This is a genomic window from Pseudomonas gessardii (assembly GCF_001983165.1).
GTDB classification, from domain to species: Bacteria; Pseudomonadota; Gammaproteobacteria; order Pseudomonadales; family Pseudomonadaceae; genus Aquipseudomonas; species Aquipseudomonas gessardii.
In genome coordinates this window covers 15,792-29,397 of the sequence record NZ_MNPU01000064.1, presented here as the reverse complement: position 1 = coordinate 29,397, position 13,606 = coordinate 15,792, and the positions used below count along the sequence as shown (strand labels likewise).

At 61.2% G+C, this 13,606-nt stretch carries 12 protein-coding genes; 2 read left to right on the top strand and 10 right to left on the bottom strand.

Going from position 1 to position 13,606, the window contains the following annotated elements; genetic code table 11:
* Positions 1-352 precede the first annotated feature (352 nt).
* The 9 genes from panC to dksA form a co-directional block, all read right to left on the bottom strand.
* Positions 353-1,207, bottom strand: coding sequence for a pantoate--beta-alanine ligase (gene panC / locus BLL38_RS27235; protein ID WP_076965046.1), 855 nt, complete (start codon positions 1,205-1,207; stop codon positions 353-355).
* Positions 1,204-2,004, bottom strand: coding sequence for a 3-methyl-2-oxobutanoate hydroxymethyltransferase (gene panB, locus BLL38_RS27230; RefSeq protein ID WP_076965045.1), 801 nt, complete (start codon positions 2,002-2,004; stop codon positions 1,204-1,206). The genes panC and panB overlap by 4 nt, the downstream gene beginning before the upstream one ends.
* A 350-nt stretch (positions 2,005-2,354) precedes the next feature.
* Positions 2,355-2,843, bottom strand: a complete 489-nt coding sequence (gene folK, locus BLL38_RS27225) for a 2-amino-4-hydroxy-6-hydroxymethyldihydropteridine diphosphokinase (protein ID WP_076965044.1) — start codon at positions 2,841-2,843, stop codon at positions 2,355-2,357.
* A 4-nt stretch (positions 2,844-2,847) separates the two neighbouring features.
* Positions 2,848-4,245, bottom strand: a complete 1,398-nt coding sequence (locus tag BLL38_RS27220; RefSeq protein WP_076965043.1) for a polynucleotide adenylyltransferase PcnB — start codon at positions 4,243-4,245, stop codon at positions 2,848-2,850.
* Between the two features lie 712 nt (positions 4,246-4,957).
* On the bottom strand, positions 4,958-6,385 hold the full coding sequence (locus BLL38_RS27210) for a sigma-54-dependent transcriptional regulator (protein WP_076965041.1): 1,428 nt from the start codon (positions 6,383-6,385) through the stop codon (positions 4,958-4,960).
* A 22-nt stretch (positions 6,386-6,407) separates the two neighbouring features.
* Positions 6,408-9,362, bottom strand: a complete 2,955-nt coding sequence (locus BLL38_RS27205; RefSeq protein WP_162493897.1) for a sensor histidine kinase — start codon at positions 9,360-9,362, stop codon at positions 6,408-6,410.
* Positions 9,346-9,522, bottom strand: a complete 177-nt coding sequence (locus tag BLL38_RS30870; RefSeq protein WP_003176118.1) for a hypothetical protein — start codon at positions 9,520-9,522, stop codon at positions 9,346-9,348. The genes BLL38_RS27205 and BLL38_RS30870 overlap by 17 nt, the downstream gene beginning before the upstream one ends.
* Positions 9,523-9,584: 62 nt before the next feature.
* Positions 9,585-10,472 carry a tRNA glutamyl-Q(34) synthetase GluQRS gene (gene gluQRS, locus BLL38_RS27200; RefSeq protein WP_076965039.1) on the bottom strand — a complete coding sequence of 296 codons (888 nt, stop codon included), beginning with the start codon at positions 10,470-10,472 and terminating at the stop codon, positions 9,585-9,587.
* Between the two features lie 84 nt (positions 10,473-10,556).
* Positions 10,557-11,000, bottom strand: a complete 444-nt coding sequence (gene dksA, locus BLL38_RS27195; protein ID WP_076965038.1) for an RNA polymerase-binding protein DksA — start codon at positions 10,998-11,000, stop codon at positions 10,557-10,559.
* 319 nt (positions 11,001-11,319) lie between these two features.
* Between dksA and BLL38_RS27190 the strand changes: the two genes are divergently transcribed.
* Together BLL38_RS27190 and sfsA are read left to right on the top strand one after the other, a co-directional pair.
* Complete coding sequence (locus BLL38_RS27190) at positions 11,320-12,492, top strand: pyridoxal phosphate-dependent aminotransferase (protein WP_076965037.1); 1,173 nt, start codon at positions 11,320-11,322, stop codon at positions 12,490-12,492.
* The gene (gene sfsA / locus BLL38_RS27185) at positions 12,492-13,205 is read left to right on the top strand and encodes a DNA/RNA nuclease SfsA (RefSeq protein ID WP_076965036.1); all 714 of its coding nucleotides are present in this window, start codon (positions 12,492-12,494) and stop codon (positions 13,203-13,205) included. The genes BLL38_RS27190 and sfsA overlap by 1 nt, the downstream gene beginning before the upstream one ends.
* Here sfsA and BLL38_RS27180 read toward each other — a convergent pair.
* Positions 13,202-13,519 carry a Rieske (2Fe-2S) protein gene (locus BLL38_RS27180; protein ID WP_076965035.1) on the bottom strand — a complete coding sequence of 106 codons (318 nt, stop codon included), beginning with the start codon at positions 13,517-13,519 and terminating at the stop codon, positions 13,202-13,204. The genes sfsA and BLL38_RS27180 overlap by 4 nt on opposite strands.
* Positions 13,520-13,606: the final 87 nt, after the last annotated feature.

Below are 13,606 nucleotides of genomic sequence, written 5' to 3'. Positions count from 1 at the left end.
CTAGCTTCTTCATGCGATACAACCGAATCAGGCTCCACAGCTACAACAACTACCTGTCGCCAATAGCCATGGAGCAAAAAGCGGCATAAACACCGTAATCGGTGTCCGGGATGACTTGACCAGTTCAGCTTGCTCGCGAAGGACGTCAACGATAACGCGTGTTTGCTAGGTAAACGCGGCGCTCTCAAGTTCTTCGCGAGCAAGCTCGCTCCTACAAAAAGGCTTAACTGACTGGCATTAGGGCTTGCCCGCGATGGTGGTGGGTCAGCGACAAATACATCGACTGACAGTCCGCCATCGCGGCGATGCGGCGACCCGACAAGCCCGCTCCCACATGAGGATATTGCCAGGCTTAAACGCTGAGGTTGAGGTGCAGGTTGTCGATCAACCGGGTCGCGCCCAGGTACGCGGCGACCAGGATCACCACATCACGATCCTCGGCGGTTGCCGGGCGCAGATGCTGGCCCTGGCAAACTTCCAGGTAGTCCAGGCGCAGGCCGGCAGCCTCGATGTGCTGGACCTGCTCGGCGCGCAGCTTGGCGAAGTCGCGCTCGCCATTCTCAATGGCGGCGGCAATATGACTAAGGCTGCGGTACAGCACCGGCGCAATGGCGCGTTGTTCTTGCGTCAGGTAACCGTTGCGCGAGGACAGCGCCAGGCCGTCCTCGGCGCGCACGGTGGGCTCGCCAATGATCTGGATCGGCATGTTCAGGTCGCGCACCATGGCGCGAATCACCGCCAGTTGCTGGTAGTCCTTCTGCCCGAACACCGCCAGGTCAGGCTGGACCATGTTGAACAACTTGCTCACCACCGTCGCCACGCCCTCGAAGTGACCCGGACGGCTGGCGCCGCACAGGCCTTCGGACAGTTGTGGCACGCTGACCCGGGTCTGCACCGTCATGCCGCCTGGGTACATCTCGTCAACCGTGGGCGCGAACAGCAGGTTGCAGCCCGCCACCAGCAGCTTTTCCTGGTCGGCGGCCAGGGTGCGCGGGTACTTGTCCAGGTCTTCGCCGGCGCCAAACTGCAAGGGGTTGACGAAAATACTCGCCACCACGAAGTCGGCTTGTTCGGCGGCCCGTGTCACCAGTGTGGCGTGGCCGGCATGCAGGTTACCCATGGTCGGCACGAAGCCGATGCGCTTGCCGGCGCTGCGCGCGTGAGTGACGGCGGCCCGCAGTTCGCGCAGGGTTTTGACGGTGTTCATGCAGAGAATCCGTGTTCGAGGCCCGGGAAGGTAACGGCTTTGACTTCGGCCACATAGGCGCTCAGCGCGGCCTGGATGCTGTCCTGGCCGGCCATGAAGTTTTTCACGAACTTGGGCGCGCGACCGGTGAGGGTCAAGCCGAGCATGTCGTGCAGCACCAGGACCTGGCCGTCAGTCGCACTGCCCGCGCCAATACCGATCACCGGGATTTTCACGGCCTGGGTGATTTCTTCCGCCAGTTCGCTTGGCACGCATTCGAGCACGATCATTGCGGCGCCGGCCTGCTCCAGGGCGATGGCATCGGCCCGCATCTGTCGCGCCTGGGCTTCATTACGGCCCTGGACCTTGTAGCCGCCGAGGATATTCACCGACTGTGGCGTCAGGCCCATGTGTGCGCACACCGGTACGCCGCGTTCGGCCAGCAGGCGGATCGACTCGGCGAGCCACACGGCCCCTTCGATCTTGATCATGTGCGCACCGGCCTGCATCAGCTTGCCGGCATTCTGGAAGGTCTGTTCGAGGGTGGCGTAGCCCATGAACGGCAGGTCGGCAATGATGAAGGCGCCATTGTTACCGCGCTTGACGCTGGCGGTGTGGTAGGCGAGTTCATCAGTGGTGACGGGGAGGGTGCTGTCATTCCCTTGAAGAACCATGCCCAGGGAGTCGCCTACCAGTAACACCTCGACGCCGGCCTGGCAGCAAGCCTGGGCGAACGTGGCGTCATAGCAGGTCAGCATGGCGATTTTTTCACCCTTGAGTTTGAGGCTCTGCAAGGTGGTCAGGGTAATGTCTGGCATGAAAAGGGTCCTCGTTCAGGCGCTTGGAAACAGCGAGTAACGCGCGTGAGTCTTCGTTTATACAGGCGCACTTTCTTCAGAGCAGTGCTTATAAGGCCTGGATTGCGCCCTTCAGCGCCGGGTTGGCGGCAGCGGGACGCCTATAGTCGTGAGGAGGACTCTGGAAGTCAATTGGATGTGTTACCGCATTGTTACGAGGGAGGTGTTACCGCTGTTACTGATGCGATTCAGCAGGCTGGAACGCTTTTTGGCTGGCGCTGAAGATCAATGTAGGAGCTGGCTTGCCTGCGATGGCCTTACCGCGGAGTGCCTGACACACAGCGGTGAGGCCATCGCAGGCAAGCCAGCTCCTACAGGGATTGAGGGAGGCGTTCGAGGCCGACGAACGGGCATCCGGCGAGCAGATCACTGAGCAGGCGGCCGTCAGGCAGTTGCAAAGTGGCAGGCGCCAGTTCAGCCAGCGGATACAGCACAAACGCTCGCAGATGCATTTGATAGTGCGGCACCTTGAGGCGCGGCTCATCGATCAGGCGTTTACCCAGCAGCAGGATATCCAGGTCCAGCGTGCGTGGGCCCCAGCGTTCAAGGCGCTCGCGGCCCTGGTCGTTCTCGATGGCTTGCAGCGCATCCAGCAGCTCCAGTGGCGTGAGGGTGCTGTCCAGCGCCGCCACCGCGTTGGTGTAGCGCGGCTGGCCAGGAAGCAGGGAATCGCTTTGATAGAAGGCAGAAACACCGACGAGTGTGGTGTTCGGCAACTGCGCCAACGCCTCGATGGCGTTGCGCAATTGCTGCTGCGGGGCAGCAAGGTTGCTGCCCATGCCGATGTAGATACGTTCCACCGGTTTATTCGCCCGAGGTATCGGCGGCACTGCGCTTGCGTTTGCTGCCACTGCTGCGGCGGCGCTTTTTCGGCCCGTCGCCCGTGGTTTCGCCTTTGCTGCTCAGTTCACGAATCATCTCGCGGCGTTCGCTGTCATTGGCATCCTGGTAGTCGGTCCACCATTCGCCCAGGCCGTCGGTCTGCTCGCCGGCGCTTTCACGCAGCAGCAGGAAGTCATAGCCGGCACGAAAGCGCGGGTTGTCCAGCAGCAGGTCGGCACGTTTGCCGCTGCGCCGTGGCAGGCGCTCCTGCATGTCCCAGATCTCGCGGATCGGCATGGTGAAGCGCTTGGGGATCGCAATGCGCTGGCACTGTTCGGCGATCAGTTCGTGAGCGGCTTCCTGCATCGCCGGAATCGGCGGCATGCCACGGTTCTGCAGGCGCAGAACCCGGGCGGGCAGCGCCGGCCAGAGCAGGGCGGCAAACAGGAACGCCGGGGTGACCGGTTTGTTCTGTTTGATCCGCAGGTCAGTATTGATCAGCGCTTCACTGATCAGCGTGTGGGTGTACGTCGGGTTATGCTCCAGTGCATCGGCGCTGGCCGGGAACAGTGGATCGAACAGCTGCAGGTCTACCAGCATTTCAAAGGTGTCGGCGGCATGCCCGGAAAGGAACAGCTTGAGCACTTCCTCGAACAGGCGCGCCGAGGGGATTTCCCGCAGCATCGGCGCCAGCTTGCGAATCGGCGCGGCGGTGTGTTTCTCGATGCCGAAGTTCAGCTTGGCGGCAAACCGCACGGCCCGCAGCATGCGCACCGGGTCTTCCTGGTAACGCTGCGTGGGGTCGCCGATCAGACGGATCAGGTGGTTGCGAATATCGTGTACGCCGTTGGCGTAATCGAGGATGCGCTCGCTGACCGGATCGTAATAGAGGGCATTGATGGTGAAGTCGCGACGTTGCGCGTCTTCTTCCAGGGTGCCGTACACATTGTCCCGCAGGATGCGTCCGCTTTCGTTGCGGGAAGACTGGTTGCTGTCTTCCTCTTCATCGTTTTGCGGGTGGCCCGCGCGAAAGGTCGCGACCTCGATGATCTCGCGACCAAAGTGGATATGCACCAACTTGAAGCGCCGCCCGATGATCCGCGCATTGCGGAACTCAGCGCGTACCTGTTCAGGCGTGGCGCTGGTGGCGACGTCGAAATCCTTGGGCGTGATGTTGAGCAACATGTCGCGCACGCAGCCACCGACCAGGTAGGCCTGGTAGCCAGCGTTCTGCAGGCGTTCGACGATGTTCACCGCATAACGGCTGAACTGAGCGCGCTGCAGCGAATGTTGATTGCTGTTGAGCACTTCAGGCGTGCTGCGGATGTGTTGCGTACGACGCAAGGGGGAACGGAATGACTGGAACAACTTCTTCAGCATGGGATGCACTGTTTGAAGGAATGTTCGGCCATAACGAAGAATGACCGCATGATGGGCCGGGATTCTAGCATTTAGTCAGGGGATGGTGTAGGAACTAGCTGCAAGCGTCGAGCCAGAGACTGAAATAAGGCAGGTTGGATGCTCAAATCGCAGAAACTACAAGGGGAGCCGAAGCTCCCCCAGAAGTAGTTGCGTGCTCTATTTTTATTATTGATGTCGGGCTTCTTGTTTTTGTTGATCGCCCTTGCCATGAGATTTCACCTTCATGACACTCCCAATCGGGAGTCAAGAGCAAACGGATTGCTTTGGTCGCTGTGTTGCTATGATCAAGGATCCAACCAGTTCAGGCTCTGCCTTAGGGCAGTTTTTGTTGTTCTCGGCCTGGTTGCGGGGCAAGCCCCAAATGCAACGCCTCTCCAAAAGAATCAGTTAGCTGCGCCTCCGCCGTGTTGTTTTTATTGTGCGTGAGTCGATTCGTCTTATTTTTATTGTAGGTGTTCGGTGCTTTTTATTGTTTTTGTACTAAGCATATAGCAGGGTGCGTGCCAACTTTTGCGAGCGCCAGCAAAATCAGGGGGTTGGCCGGTTTTTGGGTAGTCGGCGGGCGAAAAAAAGCCGGGGCTTCGTTACCGTAAGCCCCGGCTTTTTGTTACGTGAATATCTGAGGTAACAGTTTTTTCACGTTTGCGGTGTTACCCGGTGCGAGCTGGCCTCAGCTTTCGCTGGCAACCCCGGTCTTGCGCCGTGGAATGCCCAGGCGCTGGCGCCGCTCCCACAGGCACTTGCGGCTGACGCCCAGTTTGCGCGCCAGTTCGGTCTCGGTCATATGGTCCTGGTGCTCCAGGACGAAGTGCTGGAAGTAGTCCTCCAGTGACAGGTCTTCCGTGGGCTCATGGCTGGTGTTGCTGCCGCCCTGTTGTGGTGCAAGGCCAATGAAATCGTCATCGTCCAGGTCACTCAGTTCGATATCGATGCCCAGCAGCTCGGCGGAGATCTGCGGGCTCTCCGACAGAATAACGGCCCGCTCCACGGCGTTTTCCAGCTCGCGCACGTTACCTGGCCACGAATAATGGCGGATGGCTTGTTCGGCGTCGGCGGCAAACGTCAGGTCGGTACGGTTGACCCGCGCGCTCTGGCGCAACAGGAACGCGTTGGCGATCTCGTTGACGTCGGCACCGCGTTCACGCAGGGCCGGCAGCTTGAGGGCGATCACGTGCAGGCGGTAATACAGGTCTTCGCGGAACTGGCCGATTTTTGCCAGGCTTTTCAGGTCTCGGTGGGTCGCTGCAATCAGGCGCACGTCGACTTTTTGCGACTGTACCGACCCGACCCGGCGAATCTCGCCTTCCTGCAGCACCCGCAGCAGGCGCGCCTGGGCTTCCAGGGGCAGTTCACCGATCTCGTCGAGGAACAGCGTGCCGCCGTCCGCCGCTTCCACCAGGCCTGCGCGCCCGGCGCTGGCGCCGGTAAAGGCCCCTTTCTCGTGGCCGAACAGTTCGGACTCGATCAAGGATTCGGGGATCGCCGCACAGTTCACCGAGATCATCGGTGCCTTGGCGCGCTTGGACAGGTTGTGCAGGGCGCGGGCTACCAGTTCCTTGCCGGTGCCGGACTCGCCCTGGATCAGGACATTGGAGTCAGTGGGCGCCACCTTGCGGATCTTGCCGTACAGGTCCTGCATGGGCGGGCAGGAGCCGATGATGCCAATCTCGCCATTGCTGTTGTCGACCCCGGGCTTGTCGCTGGCGGCCTTGCCGGCTGGCCGTTCCGCCGGGGCACTGCTGGCCGATTGATGGTCACGCAGGATACGTGCCACTGCCTGGAGCATCTCATCGTGGTCGAAAGGCTTGGCGATGTAGTCCACCGCACCCATCTTCATCGAGTCGACGGCCGAGCGCAGGCTGGCATAGCTGGTCATGATCAGCACCGGCGTGCCCTGGCCCAGCTTGATCAGTTCGGTGCCCGGTGCGCCAGGCAGGCGCAGGTCACTGACGATCAGGTCGAATGTGGGAATGCTGAAACGCTCCTGGGCTTCCTGCACCGAGCCGGCTTCGCTGACCTGGTACTGATTACGTTCAAGCAGGCGACGCAAGGCAGAGCGGATAATGGTTTCGTCTTCGACGATCAAAATGTGCGGCATTGATTCAATTCTCTCGACGGTCTCAGTTCACAGCGGACGTCGCTTCGACATAACGCGGCAAGGTCACCCGAATACGGGTGCCGCGTTGGCTTTCGGTGTCAGCCGGGCTGTCGATGGTGATTTGTCCATAATGCTCTTCAACGATGGAATAGACCAGTGCAAGGCCCAGACCGGTACCTTCACCGGGGTCCTTGGTGGTGAAGAAGGGTTCAAACAATCGGTCCATGATGTTCTGTGGAATACCGCTGCCCTCGTCTTCGACGATCAGGTCGACCGTATGCTCGAACGCTTCGCTCTTGACCCTGACGGCACCGCCGGCGGGTGTGGCGTCGCGGGCATTGGACAACAGGTTGATCAGCACCTGGGCCAGGCGTTGTGAATCGCCGACCACCCAGTGTTCCGGGTCGCACAAGTTATAGAACTGTACTTCAAAGTTGCGCCGGTTCAACGCCAGCAGCCCAATGGCATCCTGGGCGACTTCAGCCAGGCACACCGCTTCATCGTGATTCTGGTGGCCGCCGGCGTGGGCGAAGCTCATCAGCGATTGCACGATGCGCGAGACACGCTTGGTCTGCTCGAGGATCTGCCCGCTGATTTCGGTGATTTCGTCGTCTTCTTCGCGCTCTTCGCGCAGGTTTTGCGCCAGGCACGCGATACCGGTGATCGGGTTGCCGATCTCATGGGCCACGCCGGCCGCCAGGCGCCCAATGCTGGCCAGGCGCTCGGAGTGCACCAGCTTGTCTTCGAGCATCTGGGTTTCGGTCAGGTCTTCGACCAGCAGCACCAGGCCGCTGTTGCCCGGGGCCAGGGGCTCATCGATTGCCGCTTTGTGCAGGTTGAGCCAGCGGGTCTGGCCATCAAGGGCCAAGTGCTGTTTGTGCAAGTGCTCATCCGGCAAGTTGATAAAACCCTGCAACAATTCTTTCCACGGATCGCCGATGGTGGCTAGGCGTGAGCCGACCACGCGCTGGGCGGCGATGCCGGTCAGCTCCTCCATGGCCTTGTTCCACATCAGGATTTCCTGGTCCTTGGCCAGGGAGCAGACGCCCATGGGCAGTTCCTGCAAGGTCTGGCGGTGATAGCGGCGCAGGGCGTCGAGCTCGGCGGCAAGGCCGGTGAGGCGCGAGTGATAGTCCTCCAGCCGGCTCTCGATAAAGTGGATATCTTCGGTTACATAGTTTTCGCCGCCGGCCTTGTAGGGCAGGAAGGTCTCCACCATGTCCTGGGACACGCTGGGGCCCATCAACCCGGACAGGTTGGCCTCGATGCGGTCGCGCAGGCGGCGCAGGGCATAGGGACGGCGCTCGTCGAAGGGCAGGTACAGATCGCGCAGCGCCTGCTCCACTTCCTTCTGCGCGGCCTTGGCGCCCAGGGGCTTGGCCAGTTGCGTGGCAAATTCCTGGGGCGAGGCGGCATGCAGTTCGCGGCGTTGCGGGCGGCGCACGTTATCCACCGCGCAGGCTTCGGCGGCGCTGGTTTCTTCGGGGCTGGCGTTGGTGAACAGGGAAATCAGGGTGAACATCAGCACGTTGGCCGCCAGCGAGGCGATGGCTGCCATGTGCCAGCTGGTGTCATCCAGCACGTAGATCATGTTCAGCAGCGGGATGTAGAAGCCCTGCAGGTTGCCGACCAGCGGCAGCAGCATGGTCACCAGCCATACCAGGATCCCCGCCAGCAACCCGGCAATAAACCCGCGTCGATTGGCGGTTGGCCAGTACAGCACCGAGAGAACGCCCGGCAAGAACTGCAAGGTGGCGACGAACGCGACAATGCCGAGATTGGCCAGGTCCTGCTCGGCCGCCATCAGCAGGTAGAAGCCATAGCCGGCCATGATGATCGCCACGATCAGCGCGCGGCGTGTCCATTTCAGCCAGCGGTAGATATTGCCTTCGGCGGGCGGCTGGTACAGCGGCAGCACCAGGTGGTTAAGGGCCATGCCCGACAGCGCCAGGGTGGTGACGATAATCAAGCCACTGGCCGCCGATAAACCGCCGACATAGGCCAGCAGCGCCAGGGATTTACTGTTGGCGGCGATGCCGATGCCGAGGGTGAAGTATTCCGGGTTGGTGGTGGCCCCCAGTTTCAGGCCGGCCCAGAGGATCAGCGGCACCGCCAGGCTCATCAGCAGCAGGAACAGCGGCAGGCCCCAGCTGGCGCTGACCAGCGAGCGCGGGTTGAGGTTCTCGGTGAAGGTCATGTGGTACATGTGCGGCATGACAATGGCCGAGGCAAAGAACACCAGCAGCAGCGTGCGCCACGGGCCTTCTTGCAGCGGGGTGTGCAGGGCGGCGAGGGCGGTCTGGTTCTGCAGCAGCCACAGTTCCAGTTGTTGCGGGCCGTCGAACACGCCGTACAGTGCATACAGGCCCACGCCACCGATGGCGATCAGCTTGATCACCGACTCGAAGGCAATCGCAAACACCAGGCCTTCGTGTTTTTCCCGGGTGGCGATATGCCGCGAGCCGAAAAAAATCGTGAACAAAGTGATCAGCGCACAAAAGCTCAGGGCCACCCGATGTTGCACCGGTTCATGGGTGAGAATACCGATGGAGTCGGCCACGGCCTGGATTTGCAGGGCCAGCAGCGGCAGCACGCCGATCAGCATGAAAATCGTGGTCAGCGCGCCGGCCCAGGTGCTGCGAAAGCGGAAGGCAAACAGGTCGGCCAGCGAAGACAATTGGTAGGTGCGGGTGATCTTCAGGATCGGGTACAGCAACACCGGCGCCAGCAGGAAGGCCCCGGACACCCCGAGGTAACTAGATAGAAACCCATAGCCGTATTGATAGGCCAGGCCCACCGTGCCATAGAACGCCCAGGCGCTGGCATACACGCCCAGGGACAAGGTGTAGGTCAGCGGGTGGCGAATGATCGCCCGCGGGATCATCCCACGCTCACTGATCCAGGCCACCCCGAACAGCGCGGCCAGGTAGGCGGCGCTGATCAGCAGCATCTGGGTCAGGCTAAAGCTCATCGGCATCTTTTTGGCTCTGCAGGATGAAGGTCACGACGATCAGGATCAGCCACAGTAGATAGGGGCGATACCAGGCGCCTGTGGCGTCGATCCACCAGTCCATGATGGCGGGAGAAAACAGGTAGATCCCGACGACCAGCAGCAGGACCAATCGATAGATGTACATGTTGGCCTCTGATTGAAAAACTGCGGCGATGTTAACGGATGGCTGGCAGGCTGCAAGCGCCTTCAGTGCAATTGCGCTTCGGCCAGGGTCAGTGTGCGCGGGATCCGGCTGGCATCCCAGTGCTGGATGCCCCAATCCAGCAGTTCCCGTGGGCTGGCGTAGAGCAGTTCATCCCCCGGCATCTGGCCGAGGGCGCGCAGGGCCCTTAATAGCAAAGGTATGGCCTGGTCCGGTGTCAACGGTGGGGAACGGTAGGATTTGCCCAGTTTGTTGCCGTCCGGCTGGATGATCAGCGGCACATGCAGATAGCGCGGCTGGCGCAGGCCCAGCAGCTCTTGCAGGTACAGCTGGCGTGGCGTGGAGTCCAGCAGGTCGGCACCGCGCACGATATCGGTGACACCTTGCCAGGCATCGTCGAGCACCACGGCCAGTTGGTAGGCATACAGGCCGTCGCGACGACGGATGATGAAATCGCCTACATCTCGGCCCAGATGTTGTCGGAATTGGCCTTGTGCGCGGTCGGTGAAATGGTATTCCAGCTCAGGGACCCGCAGGCGAATGGCGGCATCCAGCTGAGCGTGGCCGGCATTGCGGCACAGGCCAGGGTAAATGCCGTTATACGCTTCCAGTTGCTTGCGCGAGCAGGTGCAGGCGTAGGCCAGGCCATGGTTGAACAGGTCGTTCAGCACTTTGGCGTAGGCATCATGCCGCTCGCTTTGTCGGACCAGTTCGCCGTCCCATTCAAAACCATAGCTTTCCAGGGCGTGCAGGATCGCTGCCTGGGCGCCGGGCTCTTCACGGGGTGGGTCGAGGTCTTCCATGCGCATCAGCCAGCGGCCGTGATTGGCGCGGGCATCGAGATAGGAGGCGAGGGCTGCAACCAGGGAGCCGAAGTGCAAATGGCCGCTGGGCGTGGGGGCGAAACGCCCGATATAGGGAGAGGCTGTCATGGCCAGGATATTACTGGAAAACCGCCAAACCCCAGAAACAAAAATGGGGCGTTTGCACGCCCCATTCGTTCAGCCCGGCAGGGATTACTTGCCGACCTGTTTTTCCTTGATTTCTGCAAGGTTCTTGCAGTCCACGCACATGTCTGCGGTAGGACGGGCTTCCAGGCGACGAATACCGATCTCGATCCCGCAGGATTCGCACCAGCCGTATTCTTCGTCCTTGATCAGTTGCAGCGTCTTGTCGATCTTCTTGATCAACTTGCGCTCACGATCACGGGCTCGCAGTTCGAGGGCGAATTCCTCTTCCTGGCTGGCACGGTCGGCCGGGTCAGGAAAGTTGGCGGCTTCGTCCTTCATATGGTCAACGGTACGGTCGACCTCCTGCATCAAGTCCTGTTTCCACTTGTTCAGGATCTTGGTGAAGTGCTCGCGCATGGGCTCGCCCATGTACTCTTCGCCCTTCTTTTCTACGTAAGGTTCGAAGCCGCCGAGACCTTGAGTCTGCTGTTGCTTTGCTTGGGTGGACATGAATAGACCGCCTCTCACTCTTCTAATCCATTGCGCAGGATTGCAACATCACCGACACCTGCCGGCCCTGCGGCTGCAAGCGGGCGAACTTACCAGATAGCTTCGGGGTGCGCCACTCCCGGTTGTCGAGGCAGTGTCCTGTTCGTCTGCAAAACACCGCAGGGCGCCGCGCAGCGGGTGCGTACTGTCTCGATTATGGATTTTAGCCGTTCTGCACAGGGTTGCTGGACGTCTGACGCGGGTCTTGGGGGAATACAGCAGGTTTTGTGGCGCCGGTTGGGTAGAATCGAGGTTTGTATTCAACCGTTAAGGAAGGCTAATGGCCCAGCCCTATAGCGCTCGCAGTCGCGCGATCGAACCTTTTCATGTCATGGCGTTGCTGGCGCGGGCCAATGAGCTACAGGCTGCCGGCCATGACGTGATCCACCTGGAAATCGGCGAACCGGACTTCACCACCGCCGAGCCGATCATCCAGGCCGGCCAGGCCGCGCTGGCCAACGGCAAGACCCGCTACACCGCCGCCCGTGGGCTGCCGGAACTGCGTGAGGCCATCAGTGGTTTCTACCAGCAGCGCTATGGCTTGAGTATCGACCCCGAGCGCATCCTGATCACCCCGGGCGGTTCCGGGGCCTTGCTCCTGGCCAGCAGCCTGCTGGTGGACCCCGGCAAGCATTGGTTGCTGGCGGACCCTGGCTACCCCTGTAACCGGCATTTTCTGCGGCTGGTAGAAGGGGCGGCGCAACTGGTTCCGGTTGGCCCCGAGGTGCGCTACCAACTGACCGCCGACCTGGTGGCGCGTTATTGGGACCAGGACAGCGTGGGGGCCTTGGTTGCCTCGCCGGCCAACCCGACCGGGACTATCCTGACCCGTGATGAACTGGCCGGTCTGTCCAGTGCGATCAAGGCCCGCAATGGCCATCTGGTGGTGGATGAGATCTATCACGGCCTGACCTACGGCACTGACGCGGCCAGCGTGCTGGAAGTGGATGACGAGGCGTTCGTCCTCAACAGTTTTTCAAAGTATTTCGGCATGACCGGCTGGCGTCTCGGCTGGCTGGTGGCGCCGCCCGCGGCGGTGGGTGAGTTGGAGAAACTGGCACAAAACCTGTACATCAGTGCGCCGAGCATGGCCCAACACGCGGCATTGGCCTGCTTTACCCCGCAAACCCTGGCGATTCTCGAGGAGCGCCGCGCCGAATTCGGGCGCCGGCGTGACTTTCTGCTGCCGGCCTTGCGCGAGCTGGGGTTCGGGATTGCGGTCGAGCCTGAGGGGGCGTTTTACCTGTATGCCGATATCAGCGCCTTGGGTGGCGATGCCTTCGCGTTTTGCCGGCATTTTCTTGAAACCGAGCATGTGGCCTTTACGCCTGGGTTGGATTTCGGTCGCTTCCAGGCGGGTCATCATGTGCGCTTTGCCTACACGCAGAACCTCGATCGCCTACAGGAAGCGGTGGAGCGAATTGCCCGTGGCTTGCGGAGCTGGCAAGGCTGATGCGCTTTCATCCTCCCCTCGAAGAAGGTCGGCTGATTCGCCGCTACAAGCGTTTTCTGGCCGACATCGAAACCGCTGCCGGCGAATTGCTCACCATTCACTGCCCCAACACCGGCTCGATGTTCAACTGCATGGTCGAGGGCGGGCCGGTCTGGTTCAGCCGCTCCAACGACCCCAAGCGCAAGCTGCCGGGCACCTGGGAGATCGCGCAAACCCCCCAGGGCCGGCTGGCGTGCGTCAACACTGCGCGGGCCAACCCGTTGGTTGAAGAGGCGCTGAATGCGGGGGTGATCACTGAGCTCAACGGCTTTACCGCGTTAAAGCGTGAAGTGCCCTACGGCCAGGAGAAAAGCCGGATCGACTTTCGCCTGGACTACCCCGACGGCGCGGCCTATGTCGAAGTCAAAAGTGTCACCCTGGGCTTTGACGGCACGCCTATCGCGGCGTTTCCCGATGCAGTGACCCAGCGTGGTGCCAAGCATTTACGGGAGTTGGCGCACTTGGCCCGTAACGGTGTACGAGCCGTGCAGTTGTACTGTGTGAATGTGTCCGGCATCGATGGCGTAAGGCCGGCCGAGGAGATCGATCCCGGGTATGCCGCTGCGCTGCGTGAAGCCAAGGCCGCTGGGGTGCAGGTCCTGGCCTATGGCGTGAATGTCAGTGCACAGGAAATCTGCATTGATCGCCCTTTGCCTGTGCTGCTCAACGACTAGAGTTGCACCCACAGCCCCTGTGCGTCTTCGCGGCCGGGCAGGGGTGTCAGGCTCTGGCCCGCGCAGGGGCCGGCCACGCATTCGCCGCTTTCGATCAGAAACAACGCGCCGTGGGTGGCGCATTGGATCATGCTCGCGCTGGGGTCGAGAAACCGGTCAGGTTGCCATTCCAGCGGGACGCCGCGATGGGGGCAGCGGTTGATATAGAAATACACCCGGCCTTCGCGGCGCACGGCAAGTAACTTGCGGCCATCGATATCGAAGCCGCGGCTGCTGTCTTGGGCAAGCTCGTGGGAGGGGCAAAGAAACTTCATGAATACTCTCAGCAGGTACAGATCAAGGGCCGCAGGACAATCCAGGGGTTGCGGGCGAGCCTGGTGCTTGACGTTCAAATGCAAACA

Coding starts and splice junctions, on each gene's coding strand:
- panC (WP_076965046.1), bottom strand. CDS start 1,207: ATGAACACCGTCAAAACCCTGCGCGAACTGCGGGCCGCCGTCACTCAC.
- panB (WP_076965045.1), bottom strand. CDS start 2,004: ATGCCAGACATTACCCTGACCACCTTGCAGAGCCTCAAACTCAAGGGT.
- BLL38_RS27220 (WP_076965043.1), bottom strand. CDS start 4,245: ATGCTGAAGAAGTTGTTCCAGTCATTCCGTTCCCCCTTGCGTCGTACG.
- BLL38_RS27210 (WP_076965041.1), bottom strand. CDS start 6,385: ATGCCGCACATTTTGATCGTCGAAGACGAAACCATTATCCGCTCTGCC.
- BLL38_RS27205 (WP_162493897.1), bottom strand. CDS start 9,362: ATGCCGATGAGCTTTAGCCTGACCCAGATGCTGCTGATCAGCGCCGCC.
- BLL38_RS30870 (WP_003176118.1), bottom strand. CDS start 9,522: ATGTACATCTATCGATTGGTCCTGCTGCTGGTCGTCGGGATCTACCTG.
- gluQRS (WP_076965039.1), bottom strand. CDS start 10,472: ATGACAGCCTCTCCCTATATCGGGCGTTTCGCCCCCACGCCCAGCGGC.
- dksA (WP_076965038.1), bottom strand. CDS start 11,000: ATGTCCACCCAAGCAAAGCAACAGCAGACTCAAGGTCTCGGCGGCTTC.
- BLL38_RS27190 (WP_076965037.1), top strand. CDS start 11,320: ATGGCCCAGCCCTATAGCGCTCGCAGTCGCGCGATCGAACCTTTTCAT.
- sfsA (WP_076965036.1), top strand. CDS start 12,492: ATGCGCTTTCATCCTCCCCTCGAAGAAGGTCGGCTGATTCGCCGCTAC.
- BLL38_RS27180 (WP_076965035.1), bottom strand. CDS start 13,519: ATGAAGTTTCTTTGCCCCTCCCACGAGCTTGCCCAAGACAGCAGCCGC.